The following is a 17,411-nucleotide window of genomic DNA, read 5'->3' as shown; positions in this document are numbered from 1 at the left end:
TCGCGCCGTGCCGCTTCGTGCCGTGTGGGGCGTGTCCTGCGGCCCGGCCATGGAACCCGGGGTCGATCGCGCATCGATCACGCCACGTGGATCACTGGTCACCGCGTGTACAAGGCAGCGCATCACGTCGTACGCCGAGCGTGAAGCATGGCGAGGGGTGGCGTGCGTATGGCGCTTGCGCTTCCGTGGTGCAGCCCCCGCCGCTTGGGAGTGCGTCGCGGCCGTCGGCATGTTAGACGCCGGTGCCCGCCGGAGAGTTCCGGTGCGGTGCCAACTGACTCCGCACCTTTCCGAGTACGTACCCGCCACTGTGGTGATGACGCGCTGCTGATCGCCGTCAGTCGACCTCAAATTGACGCTCGGGGGGCTTTTTTCAGGCCAATCTACAGACCTCGTTGACACCACAAACCCCATGGGGACAATGCTGGACATCGCATCGCTGCTACGTGTACATGTGGAGGCATTAATAGCGGAGCAGCATGACATGGGGGTTTGCGATGCTATTGAGGAAATTGAGCGGCCACCCGTACCGCACAACATCACTCAACAAAATGCCGCACTCCCTACCAAAAAGCGGCCTGACCAGGGGTAATACCTGGCACGACGAGAGCCGTAGGCCATGACCACCCCTCACGTGCCGAAAGTGGCTGGAATCGAGCCAGCCCTTCCCTCCCCCGCGCACACTGTCGACCCGCGCGGGCCGAAAACCCCCGCCGATCCCGCCGCCGGCACCCCGTCGGACGCCTCGTCAAACGGCTCGTCCGAGGCCCCTCAGGGCGCCCCCCGGGGCGCCGCACCCGAGGGCGCACCCGGTGCCCCCGACGTCTCCGTCGTCGACCAACTCGCCGCCGTCCAGGACCGGCTGGCCGGCTGGATCTCGGACCTCAGCACCCTGCACGACCTGACCGAACGGCTCGCGCGCACCCGTACGTTGGAGGACGCCCTCCACGAGCTGCTGCGCGCCGGAGCCTCCCTGGTCGGCGCGCGCCGCGGTCTGGTCGTCCTCGCCCCGTCCGACGGCCTCGGGCCGGAGACCACCGTCGGCCTCGGCCTCGGCCACGCCGAGATCGGTCACATCGAGACCATCCCGCGCCGCGCCCTGTCGTACGCGCGGATACTGGACGGCCTCCCGGAGCGGGCCACCGGCGACGACACCCGGACCGACCCGCTCGACGACACCTGCCACGAGACGCGTGGTGAGGGCCGTGCCCCCGGCCCGCGCCACGACGCGTCGGCAGGCCCCTGCACCGAGATCGCCGAACCCGACATCCCCGGTGAGAAGGACCTCGACCCCCGCCTGCGCGAGGTCGCCGCCCGTCTCGGGTACGCCGCCAGTTACGCGGTCCCGCTCTCCGCCGAGCCCCTCGGCAGGACCGGCGCCGCGGTCTGGCTCTACGACGAACCGGCCGAGCCCACCGAACGCCAGCGCCACCTCGTCGGCCTCTACCGCGCGCACGCCGCCGAGCACCTCGCCTGTCTCCTCGAACTCCACCGCAGCCGGCAGGCCACCCGGACGCTCCGCGAGGAGCTGCTGCCCCATCGGCTGCCGCGGATCCCCGGCGTACGCCTCGCGGTGCGGCACAGCACCGGGCCGCGCGGCGGCGGCGACTGGTACGACGCGCTGCCGCTGCCCGACGGCGCGCTGGGCCTGGCCGTCGGTTCGGTGACCGGATCCGGGCCGAGCGCGGTGGCGGCCATGGGGCGGCTGCGGGCGTCCCTGCGCGCCTACGCCGTCATGGAGGGCGAGGATCCGGTCGCGGTCCTCTCCGACCTCGAACTGCTGCTCCGGCTGACCGAGCCGGCCCGCAGCGCCACCGCGCTGTTCGCCTTCACCGAGCCACCGCCCGGCGCACCGGGCGGACCTCCCGCGACGCTGATGCCGGGCGGCATCACCGACCCCTTCGCCCGCAAGCTGGTGCTGGCCGGGGCCGGCCACTGCCCGCCACTGATCCTCGGCGAGCTGCGGACAGAGTTCGTGGAGACCTCACTGTCCGCGCCGCTGGGCATGCTGGCCTGCTGGGAAGCGCCGAGCGTGGAGATCGAACCGGCCGGCGGCGAGACCCTGCTGCTCTACAGCGACGGGCTGCTGCACCGGACCGGCGAGCCCATGGACCGCGCCTTCACCCGGCTGCACGCGGCCGCCGCGGGCGTCCCCAGGGCGATCCGCCATGACCCGGAGGCGGTCGTCGACCACATCGTGCGCACGATGCTGCCGCAGGGCCTCGACGATCCCTCGTCGGAGGAGGACGTGGTGCTGCTCGCGGCGTACTTCGAGGAGTAGGGCCGGCCGGACCGGACCTGCACGCGCCATGCGCCGTACGGCGGGCGCACCGCCGCGCGCCGGGGCGCCCACCGGGGCCGCCGGCCGGACCGTCTTCGTACGCCACCCGTCCGCCCCCATGCGTCCTCAGGCCGTCGTACCGCAGAGGTCACATCTTTTTGCCTCTGGACCGCTTTCGATCCGCACATACGATGGAAGGCGGTTCAGTCTTAAAAGGAGGCATTGTGACCGACGAGCTCACGCCGGAGACCCCGGACGAGGACGAGCAGCCGATCAAGCAGCGCAAGAACGGCCTTTACCCGGGCGTCTCGGATGAGCTCGCGGAGAACATGAAGGGCGGCTGGGCCGACACCGAGCTGCATGACCTGCAGCCGATCGAGCAGGCCCCGAACGCCGCCCGCCGCCGCGCCGCGCTGTCCGCGCGCTTCCCCGGCGAGCGTCTGGTGATCCCGGCGGGCAACCTGAAGACCCGCTCCAACGACACCGAGTACGCCTTCCGTGCCTCGACGGAGTACGTCTACCTCACCGGCGACCAGACCGACGACAGCGTCCTGGTCCTGGAGCCGACGAAGGACGGCCACGAGGCGACGGTCCACCGCCTGCCCCGCTCCAACCGGGAGAACGGCGAGTTCTGGCTGAACGGCATGGGCGAGCTGTGGGTCGGCCGGCGCCACAGCCTCAGCGAGGCCGAGGCGCTGCTCGGCGTCCCCTGCAGCGACGTACGCGAGCTGGCCGGCGCGCTCAAGGAGGCCACCGGCCCGGTCCGCGTCGTGCGCGGCCATGACGCCGGTATCGAGGCCGCGCTGACCGACAAGGTCACCGCCGAGCGCGACGAAGAGCTGCGGGTGCACCTCTCCGAGGCCCGCGCGGTCAAGGACGCGTTCGAGATCGGCGAGCTGCAGAAGGCCGTCGACTCGACGGTGCGCGGCTTCGAGGACGTCGTGAAGGTCCTGGACAAGGCCGAGGCGACCAGCGAGCGCTACATCGAGGGCACGTTCTTCCTGCGCGCCCGCGTCGAGGGCAACGACGTCGGCTACGGCTCGATCTGCGCCGCGGGGCCGCACGCCACCACCCTGCACTGGGTCCGCAACGACGGCGCGGTGCGCTCCGGCGATCTGCTGCTCCTGGACGCCGGTGTGGAGACCACCAGCCTCTACACCGCGGACGTCACCCGCACCCTGCCGGTCAACGGCCGCTACACCGACCTCCAGCGCACGATCTACGACGCGGTGTACGAGGCCCAGGAGGCGGGCATCGCGGCGGTCAAGCCGGGCGCGGCCTACCGCGACTTCCACGACGCGGCGCAGCAGGTGCTCACCGAGAAGCTGGTCGAGTGGGGTCTGGTCGAGGGCCCGGTCGAGCGGGTGCTGGAGCTGGGGCTGCAGCGCCGCTGGACCCTGCACGGCACCGGCCACATGCTCGGCCTGGACGTCCACGACTGCGCCGCGGCCCGCACCGAGAACTACGTCAACGGCACGCTGGAGCCCGGCATGGTGCTGACCGTCGAGCCCGGTCTGTACTTCCAGGCGGACGATCTGACGGTGCCCGAGGAGTACCGCGGTATCGGCGTCCGGATCGAGGACGACATCCTCGTGACGGACGACGGCAACCGGAACCTGTCGGCCGGGCTGCCGCGGCGGTCCGACGAGGTCGAGACCTGGATGGCGGGACTGCTCGGCAAGTAGTGGGCAGCGGTATACGGCGGGTCTGCCGGCGGTTGCGGCGTCCGCCACAGGTGGCGGCAGTGCCCGGCCGCGCAGTGACCGCCGCACAGGGCGGGACTGCCGGGCGCGCGGCGCCCGTTGCCCCGTCGGTACGTCTCCCGGTGGCTCAGCTGCCGCCGGGAGGCGTGCCGTTCGCCGGGCCGTCGGCCTCCGTGCGCACAGCCGGGCCCTCGTCCTCCCTGCACACAGCCGGACCGTCGTCCGTACGCACATACGCGCCGGCCCGGGACGCCGCCCAGACAGCGGTGGCGGCGGATTCGGCGACATCCCGGTCGACAGGGCGACGGGCGATCAGAATCCGGTAGTAGAAGGGCGCGCCGAGCGCCGACATCACCTTCTCCGGGTCCGTGTCAGCGGGCAGTTCGCCGCGGCCGACGGCCCGCTCCACCATCCGGCCCGCCAGCGCCAGCCGTTCGCCGAAGAAGGTCCGCAGCACCGCCGCCGCCTGTGGGTCACGGGCCGCGGCGGAAACCACCGCCTCGATCAGCCGGCGCATCCGCGCCTCCCCGTAGAAGGCGGCTATCGAGCAGGCCAGCGCCTGCAGATCCCCGGGCAGGGTGCCGGAGTCCGGCAGCGGCACCTCGGCACTCAGATCGGTCAGCAGGTCGCACACCAGACCCTCGGTGCAGCGCCAGCGACGGTAGAGCGTCGCGACATGAATTCCCGAGCGTTGCGCGACCTTCTCCATGGTCAGCTCGGCGAAGCCGCCCTCGCCCAACTCCTCGAATACGGCGGTCAATACGGCCTGGCGGGTGCGGGCGGTGCGACCGCCGGGCCTGGTCTCGCCCGGGGCATGGTGCGCTGTCGTCACGACGGCTCCGTATTGCAGTGCGGGTTCACGCCAAGTATTGTCCGGGAAAGGTTAACGCGAGCAACTTCGCGTTAATCATGGTGGGCGCTGGTCTCGCAGGACAGGGGACGCCGCGGGGGAGGTTCTCTCACCGCGAGACCGCGCTGACCAGCTTCCGCAAAGGGTGATTTCCAGCCAGTTTTCCGACTGCTGACGTGAGCCCGGATTGACACCTCATACGCGGACATCCCGCACACGGCCACCGCCCGGGGACCGTGCGGTGCTCACCCTCGGCGGTCGCTCCCGGGCAGCCACGCCTCGTCGCGGAACAGCGGTCGCCCGTCGTCGGACAGCGGCAGCCGCAGCTCGCCGGTGTCCATGACGGCGTTGTTCTGCGACCGGTGCAGCCGGGAGTACCCCCCGCCCGCGCGGGACAGCAACTCCTCGTGCCGCCCGGCCTCCACGATCCGGCCGCCGTCCAGGACGAGGATGCGGTCGGCGTCGGGCGCGAGATTGAGATCGTGCGTGATCATGATGGTGGTGCGGCCCCGCATCAGTCTGCGCAGCGGCTGGACGATACGGCGCGCGGCGAGCGCGTCCAGACCGGTCGTCGGCTCGTCCAGGACGAGGACCGGCGCATCGCGCAGCATGGCCCGGGCGATGGCCAGCCGTTGGAGCTGACCGCCCGACAGACGGGCCGAGTGGGGATCGATCCCGGTGTCGTACCCGTCGGGCAGCGCGCGGATGAACGCGTCCGCGTCGGCGGCCCGCGCGGCCTCGGCGATCTCCTGGTCGCTCGCGCCGGGGCGGCCGCAGGCGATGTTCGCGCGGATGGTGTCGTGCAGCATGAGCGTCTCCTGCGGCAGCAGCGTCACCCGCTCCCGCAGCCGGGACAGCGGGAGGTCCCGCAGCGGCACGCCGTCCAGCGTCACGGTGCCGGAGTCCGGGTCGTAGAAGCGCAACAGCAGCTTGGCGACGGTGGACTTGCCCGCGCCACTGGGTCCGGTGACGAGCAGCAGCTCTCCCGGACGGGCGGTGAACGCCATCCGGGACAGGGCCGGCCCGGCCACCGCATCCGCACCGGGGTAGCGGAAGCCGACGTCGTGGAACTGCACGGTGCCCGGGGCCCCCTGGGCGGGCCGTAGCGGGGCTGTGGGGATGGTGAGTTGCGGGGGCGGCGGCATGGTGCCGGATGGCGGCGGCATGGCGCCCGGTGGCAGCGGTGCGGCGCCCGGCGCCGGCGGTGCGGCGCCCGGTGGCGGCTGCGCGGGGAGGGGCACTGTGTCCGCCGGCGACGGGGCCGGGTGCAGTGGGGGCGAGACCGGCGCCGTCGGCCCTGGCGCCGGATCTCCCACCGACGGGCGCGCGTCCAGTATCTCGATGAGCCGCTCGGCCCCCGCCGTCGCCGCGGTGACCGTGAGGCCGAGCTGGCCCAGATCCCGGACCGGCGGATACAGATAGCCCAGGAACGCGGCGAACGCCAGCAGTTGACCGAGCGTCATCCGGCCCGCGGAGATCTCCCAGGCACCGAGCCCGATCACACTCAGCACACACACCGTCTCGATGACCTCGACCAGCCGCTCGTACAGCTCGCTCAGCCGGGCGCCGCGGACCGAGGCGGTGAACCAGGCGCGGGCCTCACGGTCCAGCCGCGCCCGCTCCGCCCCCTCCCGGCCGTATGCCTGGGTGAGGACGACATTGCCGAGCGACTCCTCGACGACGGAGGTGATGGCGCCGTCGGCCACCCGCTCCTGGCGCGACGCGGTCCTGATACGGCCGGAGAAACGCCGGGCGGCCAGCCAGAACAGCGGCGCGAGGACGAAGGTGGCCACCGCCAGGTCCCAGCGCAGCCAGAGGGCGGCGACGGCGTAGAAGACCGCGCTGAACGCCGAGGAGACCGCGCCGACCGCGCCGGAGACCACCATCTGCTCGATGGCCTCGACATCGCCGGTGAGCCGGGCGACCAGATCGCCCTGGCGGTGCCGCTGGAAGAAGTGCGGCGGCATCCGCTGGACGTGGTCGAAGACCTGTGCGCGCAGCCGCATCACGAACCGTTCCGAGACCCAAACGGCGAGCGAGTTGCCGGCATAGCCGACGGCCGCGCCGGCCACGGCCACCCCGAGCCACTGTGCGGCCGGCGCCCAGAACGCGTCGAGCGAGCCGCGCTGCAGGGCATGGTCGGTGAGGTCGCTGAAGAGCAGGATCGCGGCGGTCTCGGCGAGCGCGGCGACGATGACACAGAGGCAGATGAGCACCAGTTGGCCGCGCAGCCCCTTGCTCATCGGCCAGAAGCGACGGAATGCGGTGCGGGCCGGGATGGCGGGTGTGGTGGTGGGTGTGGTGGGTGTGGTGACGGGGATGGCTGAGGTGGCGCCCGTGGTGGGGGTCCGGGACACTCCGTGGCCGTCGTCCTCGCCGTAGGCATCCGTGCCGTGGCGCCGGTGCCGCCCCCGTACGAGTCCGGGCACCACCCCGGCCTCGGCGGGGACCCGCCGCAACCGCATCGTCGCGAAGTCACTCTCCCGCAGGCCCACGGCCGCCCCCTCCCACGCCCGCGACCAGGGTGCGCGCCCCCATGTGCCGCGCCACCTTGTCCGCCGCCACCCGATCCCCTGCCGCCGCCAACGCCTTCACCACCGCTTCCTCCATGCCTTTCAGTCCTCCCATTACTCCCAGCACCTCCAGCCGCTCCGGTCCTTACTGCCGCTCCGGTCTTTCCGATGCCGAGGCAGGAATACCGAATCCGCCGACCGGTCCGGAAACCTCCCCGCCCGCTCGGCGGGAAAATGGCCGCCACGGTCACCACAACCCCGAATTAACCCTCCCTTTGCCGCATTCATATGCCCTGCCAAGGCGGCGCATATGGTTTTCACAGCAGGGTCGTGCAAAGCCGCTGCGGGAAATTCGTTATGCGCACAAAGAGAGAGGGCCGACGACCCCCACGGCCGTCGGCCCTCGCGCCGCCCCGGTCACTCAGGAGCGGCAGCCCCTACTGCTTGCCCGGTCAGCGCTCGCCGTGCCCCGGCAGCGGCTTCCGGGCGGGCTTGTGGCAGTGCCCGTGCCCGTGGCCCTTCGGGGGCTTCGGCAGCGGCTTCTTCTTGGGCTTGGGCAGCGGCGCAATCTTCTTGAAAGACATGAGGTTCTCCTCGATCTTCGTGTGTGCCGCGGATTTCTGATCCGCGACTGCCTGACGAAGAAAAAATTACCGGCCACAAAGCCAAGGAAGGGTCAAAACCGCTGAGGGTTCAATGAATACCGCATGAGGTTTTCTCAGAAAGCGATGAGCAACCGGCACAATTCCCCCGCCGCACATTCCACGCACATTCCACGCACAGCCGGCTCTTATCCGGGCCTCGTGGCTCTCGGGCGGGTCCTCCGCAAGGGGCCCGGAGCGCGGCGGCGAGGTGCCGTAGCTGTCGTCGTGCGCCCGCCAGGGATTGCGGGACAGCCTTTAAGTGGCGCCGCTGCCTGCCGCGGGGTGTTCCCTCGCCAGTGCGAGCCTTCGCAGCCGCCGCCAGTTCATCGGGGGCTTCGACTGCGGCACGCCCGGGCGGTGCAGCGGCACGCGGACGCGGAGGACCCGGGGCCGGATCCAGCAGCGGACGGGGGTCGGCAGGGTGAGGGCCTCGCCGTCGACGCCGACCTGGATCTCGGGCTCGTCGGCGTCGACGACGACCTCCTCGACGGTCAGTGCGGTGAGGCCCGGCCCGTACCTGCCCCGCAGGATTCCGGCCGCCTGCGCCGCGTTGTCGACCTTGATGCCCAGGACCCCGAGGACGCCCGAATCCAGGACTTCCCGTCGTCCCAATCCGGCCGGGTCGCCCATGCGGTAGGGGTTGTTGCTGACGAGGACCGCCTGGGGCGCGTCGATGGCCGTGCCCGCGGCACGCACGACCAGTCGCGGGCCGCGCTGGTGCGTCAGCAGGTCCGGAAGCATCTCCAGGATGGTCCGCACCTTGTCGTTGCGGTAGTCGGGGCTCTGTACGACAGCCGCGTACGTCCCGAAGGACGCGTTGTTGACGAAGGCCCGCCCGTTGATGAAGCCGAGGTCGACGCGGAGTTCGACCCCGTCCGTCAGGGCGTCGAGGCAGCTCGACGGATCGTCCCGGTCCAGGCCGAGGTCGAGTGCGAAGTGGTTGCGGGTGCCGGCCGAGATCACCATGAACGGGATGCCGTGTTCCGCCGCCACGCCGGCCACCATGGCCTGTGTGCCGTCCCCACCGGCGACGCCGAGGAGGTCGGCGCCCTCGTTCACGGCGCTGCGCGCGAGCGCGACCACATCCTCATGGTGGGCGGTGTCCAGCAGGTGCACGACCGCACCGCGTTGCTCCGCCCTTTCCTTCAAGTGGAAGGTGCCCACCTTCCCGCCCCCTGAGCGGGGATTCATGAGGAGGAAGGGGCGCTCGGGCGGAGCAGCCCGGACTTCGGGTGTGCGGTCCGGCCGGGTGTCCCTGCGGAGCGCGGCTCCGCCGGCGGAGACCGCCAGTGCCCACAGGGCGAACGAGAGGAGTACCACCCACAACAGACCGGCCCAGGCGTAGAGCAGGAGCACGGTGACCGGGGCCGCGGCGGCCAGCGTGCCCGCAAGAACCCTGGTGAGTCCGCGCCGCGTCAGCGCGCACCAGGCGCCCGCCGCGGCGACGGCGAGTCCGGCCAGCCCCACGCCCAGGAGGATGACGCTTCTGAGCCCCGCGAACACCAGCAGGACCAGAGCCGCTGCGGCCGCGGCCGTCAGGGCCAGCAGCGCGGACCAGCGCTGCGCCCTGCGATCGCGTACGCGGGCATCCGTGCCCATGGAGACTCCTGGCGGTCATGGGGCCCGGCGGTCATAGGGCCCGGCGGTCCGGACGTGTCCCGGTGAGCGATGCCGTGGCCCGTGTCGGCCGTCTTTCCCGGCCATGCTTGCGCTGGGTGGCGTCCGCCCAGGCCGTGTCCGGCGCCCGCGCCGGACCGGTCACGACGCCATCGGAAGCGCCGCCCCCTCGCGCCACTTGAGGATCTTGTCGAAGCTCACGACCGCGCCGGGGCGGCCCGTGCGGTTGCGGTAGCGGACGTGGTCGGTGAGGGCCTCGATCAGAAAGAGCCCCCGGCCGTCCTCCGCAAAGGCGGGAGCCTGCGCGGGGGTGGGCACGGGGGCCGGCGGGAGGGCGCGGTCCGCGGCGGTATGCGGTGGGGCGGGGGGTGCGGGGCAGTGGCGGAACCCGGGGCCCGAGTCGGTGACTTCGATGCGGCAGGTGTCGCCGTCGATGAAGGCCGTGACGCGGTAGTCCTCGGTGGCGGCGTCGCCGCCGTGCTCGACGGCGTTCGCGCAGGCTTCGGAGAGGGCCACCGCAAGGTCGTAACAGATGTCCGGATCGACGCCCGCCGTCTCCATCGTGCCCAGCAGCAGACGACGGGCCAGCGGCACGCTCGCAGCCTCACGCCGCAAATGGAGTGACCACCAGATGCTCATCGCTCCAGCCTCCTGGCCGCGGCTCGACATATCGATACCTATTGCCGCGCCGCAAGGTCCGTAAGCATGTCCGGGACGTGATACCGCTCATTCGGCGGATGCGAAGAGCCAGCGCATCGGTGTAGGCGAAGCGCCGCCCCTGCGCTGCCGCGCGCCCCGTCGGCCTCCCTGGACACCCGGCATGGCGCCCCTCGGCGCCGACCTGCCGTAGGCGGCGCCTCCGACCAGTGGGATGATGGCGCGGCCATGACTCCACCGCCCGCCTCCACAGCGCGCGCAGCCGCCGATCTCCGGCTGTTGAGGGCCGCGGTCTTCACCGCGGTCTGTGTTGTGTTGTCCGCGGGCGGGCACATCGCCGCCTCGTGCGCCACCATCCCGTTGTGGACGCTGGGTGTTGCGGCTGCCGCGGTGTTCGCGGTCGCGGCACCGCTGGCCGGGCGGGAGCGCTCGCTGCCGGGGATCGCCGCGGGTCTTGCCGTGGGGCAGCTCACCCTGCATGCACTGTTCGCCTGGGGCCAGCTCCCGATGCCCGCCATGGCGCGCGGCGCCGGCACCGGCGACGGCGACGGCGGGCTTTCGGACCGGGCGACGATCTTCATTGCCCGGCATCTGACATGCGGGCTCGGCACCGGCCGGGTAGGCCTCGCGGAGGCGCGCCGGATTCTCGGTTCGGGTGGCTTCGATACGGCCTCCGCCGCCGGGATGGCCCCTCCGGCAGGGTCCGGAACGGCCGGTGGCGCAACCACCGCCGGCGCCGCGATGATGCACGGACCGCTGTCGTCGCTGCCCATGCTGCTGGGGCATCTGCTGGCCGCGCTCGCCGTCGGCTGGCTGCTGCGGCGGGGCGAGGCGGCCCTGTGGCGGCTGGCCCGGCTGTCGGCTCCGGCGGCGTACGAGATCGCGCTGCAGGCACTGGTCGGCGCGGTGCGCGGGGCGCTCGCCCTCGTCGGTGCCCTGCTCACGGGCCTCGGAACGGCGCACGATGATGCGCTGCGCGCCCCCGTTTCGTACGGGGATGACAAACCCGGCCCGCAGAACCTCGCACTCCACCACAGTGTTGTCAGGCGAGGGCCCCCGTCCCTGGCCCTCGCGGCCTGACGACGCGAAGCACGCTCCCACAGGACGGGTACGGGCTCACGCGCCGTCGTCGCACGCGCGCCACCCAACCGTCACCAGCACCTTTCTCCTCCCTGTGGAGTGCATTTCGATGTCGAAGAATTCGAAGATGGCGAAGATGTCGCAGCAGCAGTCGGACGCGTCACACCCGCGCCGGCTCGCACGGCGGCTGCCGCTCGTGGGCGCCGCCGCGGCCGGCAGTGTGCTGCTGCTCGCCGGCCCGGCCTTCGCGCACGTGAGCGTGCAGCCCACGGGCACGGCGGCCAAGGGCGGCTATGCGACCGTCAACTTCAAGGTGCCCAATGAGAAGGACGACGCCTCGACGGTGAAGCTGGAGGTCACGCTGCCGACGGACCACCCGCTGGCGTCCGTGATGCCGCAGCCGGTGCCCGGGTGGAAGATCTCGGTCACCAAGACCAAGCTCGCCAAGCCGATCGAGATGGAGGGCGAGAAGATCAACGAGGCGCCCTCGAAGATCACTTGGACCGCCGACGGCAAGGGCGTGGAGCCCGGCCAGTTCCAGCAGTTCCCGCTCTCCGTCGGACAGCTGCCCAAGGACACCGACCAGCTCGTCTTCAAGGCTCTCCAGACGTACGACAACAAGGAAGTCGTGCGCTGGATCGAGCCGACGAAGGAGGGCGCCCCGGAGCCGGAGAACCCGGCGCCGGTCCTCAAGCTGGCCGCGGCCGAAGAGGACGGCCACGGCGCCGCCGGCGCCGACGACAAGAGCGGCGCCTCGGCCGGCATGAAGACCACGGCTGCCACCTCGGACGCGTCCGGAAGTGACAACACGGCGCGCATCCTGGGCGCCATCGGCATCGTCGTCGGCATCATCGGAGTCGGCTTCGGCGTGTTCGCCGGCCGGCGCCGCAGCGCCTGATCACCGGCTGGGCCGGCGCCCGACCCGCGCCGGCCCACCCACCCCATTCCCGCACAAACGGGATTCCACGACACGGGATTTATCTGCAATGCACAGAAGGACCCTGCTCGCGTCCGCCCTCGCGGCGGCCGCGGCTTTCAGCCTGACCGCCTGCGACAGCGACGACGGCAAGCCCGCCGCCGAGGTCTCCGGCGGTACCGCCGCCAAGCCGATCGTCACGCTCGACAGCCCGATGGAGAAGCCGGACCTCGTCCTGACCGACTCCGACGGCAAGAAGTACGACCTGCTGGAGAAGACCAAGGGCCACCCGACGCTGATCTACTTCGGCTACACCAACTGCCCGGACGTCTGCCCGCTGACCATGGCCAACATCGCGGTCGCGGTGAAGCAGCTGCCCCGGGCCGAACAGAAGGATCTGCGGGTCGTCTTCGTCACCTCCGACCCGGAGCGTGACACCCCGGCCGCGCTCAAGAAGTGGCTCGGCGGCATCGACAAGGACTTCACCGGCCTGACCGGCAAGTTCGACACCATCCAGGCCGGCGCCCGCAGCGTGAACATCGGGATCGAGAAGCCGGTCAAGAAGAAGAACGGCGATGTCGTCTCCACCCACGGCGCACAGGTTCTGCTGAGCTCCCCCAAGGACGACAAGGTCCACTGGATGGGCATGCAGGAAGCGACCTCCGACAACTACACCAAGGCACTTCCGAAGATCGTCAAGGGGCAGAACCCGTGAACCGCCGCACCACCCTCGCCGCCGCCGTCACCCTCACCGCTGGTCTCGCGCTGGCGGGCTGCGGCGGCGCCGACAGCGCCCCGCAGCTCAAGGTCGCCGACCCGTACATGCCGCAGCCGGTCGACCAGAACATGGCCGGCGCGTACTTCACCGTCAAGAACAGCGGCGGCACCGCCGACAAGCTGACCTCGGTCACCAGTGACCTGTCCAAGGACATCACGATCCACAAGACGGTCGGCACCAAGATGGAGCAGGTCAACTCGCTGGCGATACCCGCGGGCGGCGAGCTCCGGCTGAGCCGCGGCGGCAACCACCTGATGTTCATGGGCCTGAAGAACAAGCCGGCCGAGGGCGACAAGGTGAGCATCGAGCTGCACTTCGCCTCCGCCAAGCCGATCAAGGTGACGGTCCCGGTCAAGGCCGTCACCTACGCGCCGAAGAAGTAACAGGGGACCGAAAGACCGCACAGGCCGTACAGAACAACGGGAGTAAGGGGAGCGATCACTATGGTCACCACCGGGCTCGGACCGCGACGGTCCGCCGTGCTGCGCCTGCTGGTCGTCGCGGTGGCGCTGGCCGGCGCGCTGCTCGGCGGGCTCGGCGGCGCCGCCCCGGCCTCGGCGCATGCCGCGCTGACCGGGAGTACCCCCGCGCAGGGTTCGGTGGTGGACCGCGCCCCCGAGCAGGTGACGCTCACCTTCTCCGAGGGCGTCGCCCTGGGCGACAACTCGATCCGGGTGCTCGATCCGCAGGGCAAACGGGTGGACCGCGGCAAGCTGCGCAACCTGTGCAGCGACAGCATCGTCAAATACGGCACGGGGCTGCCGCCGGGGCTGCACGACGGTACGTACACCGTCGCCTGGCAGGCGGTCTCCGCCGACAGCCACCCCGTCTCCGGCGCCTTCACCTTCTCGGTCGGAGCGCCCTCCAAGACCACCGCCCCGGTACTCCAACAGCAGGCCGGCGGCGGTCTGGTCGGCGCGCTCTACGGCGTCGCCCGCTACCTCGCCTACACCGGGTTCGTGCTGCTCGTCGGCGGCGCGGCCTTCGTGCTGGCCTGCCGGCCGGCCGCGGCCCTCGTAGGGTCCGTGCAGCGGCTGGTCGTCCAGGGGTGGGCGCTGCTGGCCGGCACCACCGTCGCGATGCTGCTGCTGCGCACCCCGTACACCGGGTCCGGCGATCTCGCCGACGTCTTCGACCTCGGCGGTCTCCAGCAGGTCCTGGTCACGAAGCCGGGCGCGGCGCTGATCTCCCGGCTGCTGCTGCTCGCCGCCGCGGCGCTGTTCGTGGCGGTGCTCTTCGGGACGTATGCACGGCTGCAGGAGCCGGCGGAGGCACCGGCGCAGGGCGGACAGCCGGCGGAGAAGGGGGTGCCCGGCGAGACGGGCGACGCGGGCGACGGAGCCGTGGACGCCGAGAACGCCGAGGAGCCGGATGCGGACGCCGCCGGGCAGAAGGCCGCGGAGGCCGCGGAGCACGACGCGGAAACCGCCGACAACGCCAGGCAGCGCAAGGACCTCACCTTCGGGCTCGCCTTCGGTGGTGTGATCGTCGCCGCCGGGCTCGCCGCGACCTGGGCGCTGGCCGAACACGCCTCGACCGGTCTGCAGCCCGCCGTCGCGATGCCGGTCGATGTGCTGCATCTGCTCGCGGTCGCCACCTGGCTCGGCGGGCTGGCGGCGCTGGTCGTCTCGCTGTACTGGGGGCCACCCGTCGAGCGGACCGCCGTACGCCGCTTCTCGCGGATCGCGTTCGGCTCCGTGCTGGTGCTGGTGGCCACCGGCACCTACCAGTCCTGGCGGCAGGTCGGCAGCTGGCGTGCGCTGACCGACACCACGTACGGGTGGCTGCTGCTGCTCAAGGTGGGCCTGGTCGTGGTGCTCGTCGGGATCGCCTGGGTGTCGCGGCGGTGGACGGGACGGCTGACGGAGGCGCGGGCGGCCGAGATCCCGGCAGCGGAGGTCCGGACGGCCGAGGTTCAGGAATCTGAGGTCCGGGCGGCCGAGGTCCAGGCGGCTGAGGTCCGGACGGCCGAGGTCCAGGAATCTGAGGTCCCCACGGAAGGGGAGACCGAGAAGGACAGGGAGGCCGAGAAGGCGGTCGTCGGCGCCGCGGCCAGGGCCGACGCCGTAACCGCTCCGGCTCCGGCTTCGGCTCCTGCTCCGGCTTCGGCTTCGGCTTCGGCTCCCCACGAGGCCCCCACTCACGACGGCGGCCCGGCCGGCAACGGATCCCCCGCCGATGACAGCCGCCTCGCCGCCGACGGTGCCCCCGCCCCTGACGAACCCTCCAACGAGACCCCGGACGAAACCCCCGACCCCGCCCGCAGCGCCCAACTCGCCCGCCAGCAGGCCGCGTTGCGTTCCGCCCGTACCAAGCGGCGGCGCGATGCCGATCCGGAGCGGCTGGGGCTGCGCCGGTCCGTGCTGGCCGAGGCGTCGGTCGCCGTCGTGCTGCTCGTGGTGACCACGGTGCTGACCGCCACCGAACCGGCCCGTACCGAAGAGGCGGTCAAGGCCACCTCGGGCGGGCAGTCCACCGCGGCCAACCAGCCGCAGGTGCTGAGCATCCCGTTCGACACCGGCGGCGCGGGCGGCAAGGGCACCGCCCGCCTCGACCTCGACCCGGGGCGCAGCGGCAGCGCCAACGCGCTGCGGCTGCGGATCTCGGACCCGTCGGGCAAGGCCGTCGACGTCCCCGAGGTGAAGGTCTCCTTCACCCAGAAGGCCAAGAAGATCGGACCGCTGCCGGTCGTACCGAAGCACGTCGGCAAGGGCCACTGGCGCGCGGACGGGGTCCAGCTGCCGGTCCGCGGGCAGTGGCAGCTGTCGCTGCTCGTACGGACCTCCGACATCGACCAGGTGACCGAGATCAAGAACGTGAAGATCGGCTGATGAGCAAGCAGACGTCCAGCAAGAAGGCACCCGGGAAGAAGGCCCTGGGCGCACAGTCCGCCGGGCCCGGCAGCGCGGCGGGCGTGCCCGCTCCGGCCGCCGCCCCGGCGTCCGGAACCGACAGCTCCGCCGCCCTGGAGTTCTCCCGGCGCCGGCTGCTCGGCACCGTCGGCGCGGCGGGCGCGGCCGGGCTGGTCGTCGGCGGGGCCGGTGGCGCCATCGGGGTCTCCGCGGCGCAGCCGCAGGACGCAGCCGCCCAGGCCGTGACCACCATCGGCTCGACCGAGGTCCCGTTCCGGGCGGCGCACGCCGGGCACCAGGCCGGGATCACCACCCCGTTGCAGGCCACGGGGCATCTCGTCGCCTTCGACCTGGCACCGGACGCGGACCGCAAGGCCGCCGCCGCGCTGCTGCGCCGCTGGTCGCGGACGGCCGCGGAGCTGATGGCCGGGCGGACCCCGGACGCCGACACCGGGGTCGCGCTCGACGCGGGCCCGTCCTCGCTGACCGTCACCTTCGGCTTCGGGCACAGCTTCTTCGGCCGTACGGGCCTGACGAAGCGGCGTCCCGTACAGCTCGACCCGCTGCCCGACTTCTCCGCCGACGCGCTGGATCCCCGGCGCAGCAACGGCGACCTGTGGATACAGATCGGCGCCGATGATGCGCTGGTCGCCTTCCATGCGCTGCGCGCGCTGCAGAAGGACGCGGCCGGTGCGGCGCGGCTGCGCTGGCAGATGAACGGCTTCAACCGCACACCCGGTGCCACCGCGCACCCGATGACCGCACGCAATCTGATGGGCCAGATCGACGGCACCAACAACCCCAAGCCGTCGGACAAGGACTTCGACGAGCGGATCTTCGTGGGCCGGGACGCCGACCAGGCCTGGATGCGCGGCGGCTCGTACGCCGTCGTCCGCCGGATCCGGATGCTGCTGGACGACTGGGAGAAGCGTTCACGGCACGAACAGGAGAAGGTCATCGGGCGCCGCAAGGACAACGGGGCGCCGCTGACCGGCGGCTCCGAGACCACCCCGATGCGGCTGGAAGCGAGCGGCTCCGACGGGCTGCCGGTCATCCCGGCCAATGCGCACGCGCGGATCGCGGCGCCGGAGTCGAACCAGGGCGCGGCGATGCTGCGCCGCCCGTTCTCCTTCCACGACGGGTTCCGGGAGGACGGCGCCCCGGACGCCGGGCTGCTCTTCGTCTGCTGGCAGGCCGACCCGCTGCGCGCGTTCACCCAGGTCCAGCGGAAGCTGGACCGCGGGGACGCGCTGTCGCGGTTCCTGCGGCACGAGGCGAGCGGACTGTTCGCGGTGCCCCCGGCCGCCGAGCCGGGCGACTACGTGGGCCGCCCGCTGCTGGAGGGCTGAGGAACCCGGCAGGCCGGAACCGGCCTCCGGTGGGCCGCCCTCCGGGGACCCCGCTCTCCGGGACCCCGCTCTCCGCGAGACGGCCCCCGTGCAGGCGGCCCCGGAACCGGCCCTCCAGGGAAGTCCCGCCCGGTCTCCGCAGGGCTGGGTATCGTGGCAGGACAGGGAGAA

At 71.9% G+C, this 17,411-nt stretch carries 14 protein-coding genes; 8 read left to right on the top strand and 6 right to left on the bottom strand.

The features are described from left to right. The first annotated feature begins 643 nt into the window (after positions 1-643). Positions 644-2,281 (top strand): PP2C family protein-serine/threonine phosphatase, encoded by a 1,638-nt coding sequence (locus ACWGI6_RS01095; protein ID WP_453265546.1) that lies wholly within the window; start codon positions 644-646, stop codon positions 2,279-2,281. A gap of 224 nt (positions 2,282-2,505) precedes the next feature. Then, positions 2,506-3,966 (top strand): aminopeptidase P family protein, encoded by a 1,461-nt coding sequence (locus tag ACWGI6_RS01090; protein ID WP_453265545.1) that lies wholly within the window; start codon positions 2,506-2,508, stop codon positions 3,964-3,966. Between the two features lie 145 nt (positions 3,967-4,111). Here the strand turns inward: ACWGI6_RS01090 and ACWGI6_RS01085 are convergent, their stop codons facing one another. The 6 genes from ACWGI6_RS01085 to ACWGI6_RS01060 form a co-directional block, all read right to left on the bottom strand. After that, positions 4,112-4,816 carry a TetR/AcrR family transcriptional regulator gene (locus ACWGI6_RS01085; RefSeq protein ID WP_453265544.1) on the bottom strand — a complete coding sequence of 235 codons (705 nt, stop codon included), beginning with the start codon at positions 4,814-4,816 and terminating at the stop codon, positions 4,112-4,114. 263 nt (positions 4,817-5,079) lie between these two features. Beyond that, positions 5,080-7,077, bottom strand: a complete 1,998-nt coding sequence (locus tag ACWGI6_RS01080; RefSeq protein WP_453265736.1) for an ABC transporter ATP-binding protein — start codon at positions 7,075-7,077, stop codon at positions 5,080-5,082. 232 nt (positions 7,078-7,309) lie between these two features. Continuing rightward, positions 7,310-7,462, bottom strand: coding sequence for a hypothetical protein (locus ACWGI6_RS01075; protein ID WP_453265543.1), 153 nt, complete (start codon positions 7,460-7,462; stop codon positions 7,310-7,312). Between the two features lie 337 nt (positions 7,463-7,799). Further along, positions 7,800-7,931 carry a hypothetical protein gene (locus ACWGI6_RS01070; RefSeq protein WP_393904216.1) on the bottom strand — a complete coding sequence of 44 codons (132 nt, stop codon included), beginning with the start codon at positions 7,929-7,931 and terminating at the stop codon, positions 7,800-7,802. A gap of 315 nt (positions 7,932-8,246) precedes the next feature. Continuing rightward, a complete protein-coding gene (locus ACWGI6_RS01065; protein ID WP_453265542.1) occupies positions 8,247-9,590 on the bottom strand; it encodes a diacylglycerol/lipid kinase family protein in 1,344 nt (447 codons plus the stop codon). A 159-nt stretch (positions 9,591-9,749) separates the two neighbouring features. Next, a complete protein-coding gene (locus ACWGI6_RS01060; RefSeq protein WP_328385627.1) occupies positions 9,750-10,247 on the bottom strand; it encodes an ATP-binding protein in 498 nt (165 codons plus the stop codon). Between the two features lie 246 nt (positions 10,248-10,493). Between ACWGI6_RS01060 and ACWGI6_RS01055 the strand changes: the two genes are divergently transcribed. From ACWGI6_RS01055 to efeB, 6 genes are all read left to right on the top strand, one after another. Further along, complete coding sequence (locus ACWGI6_RS01055) at positions 10,494-11,345, top strand: hypothetical protein (protein WP_453265541.1); 852 nt, start codon at positions 10,494-10,496, stop codon at positions 11,343-11,345. Positions 11,346-11,481: 136 nt separating this feature from the next. Continuing rightward, positions 11,482-12,243 carry a YcnI family copper-binding membrane protein gene (locus ACWGI6_RS01050; protein WP_453265735.1) on the top strand — a complete coding sequence of 254 codons (762 nt, stop codon included), beginning with the start codon at positions 11,482-11,484 and terminating at the stop codon, positions 12,241-12,243. 88 nt (positions 12,244-12,331) lie between these two features. Beyond that, positions 12,332-12,976, top strand: a complete 645-nt coding sequence (locus ACWGI6_RS01045) for an SCO family protein (RefSeq protein ID WP_453265540.1) — start codon at positions 12,332-12,334, stop codon at positions 12,974-12,976. Beyond that, positions 12,973-13,422 (top strand): copper chaperone PCu(A)C, encoded by a 450-nt coding sequence (locus tag ACWGI6_RS01040; protein ID WP_453265539.1) that lies wholly within the window; start codon positions 12,973-12,975, stop codon positions 13,420-13,422. The genes ACWGI6_RS01045 and ACWGI6_RS01040 overlap by 4 nt, the downstream gene beginning before the upstream one ends. 60 nt (positions 13,423-13,482) lie before the next feature. Next, entirely contained in the window at positions 13,483-15,870 is a 2,388-nt protein-coding gene (locus tag ACWGI6_RS01035; RefSeq protein WP_453265538.1) for a copper resistance CopC/CopD family protein, read from the top strand. Then, positions 15,870-17,240, top strand: a complete 1,371-nt coding sequence (gene efeB / locus ACWGI6_RS01030; protein ID WP_453265537.1) for an iron uptake transporter deferrochelatase/peroxidase subunit — start codon at positions 15,870-15,872, stop codon at positions 17,238-17,240. Before ACWGI6_RS01035 ends, efeB begins: the two co-directional genes overlap by 1 nt. Positions 17,241-17,411 lie beyond the last annotated feature (171 nt).

This window comes from Streptomyces sp. NPDC054786, from assembly GCF_053611685.1.
The sequence above is the reverse complement of the archived record's forward strand: the minus strand, read 5'-3'. Positions and strand labels throughout refer to the sequence as shown.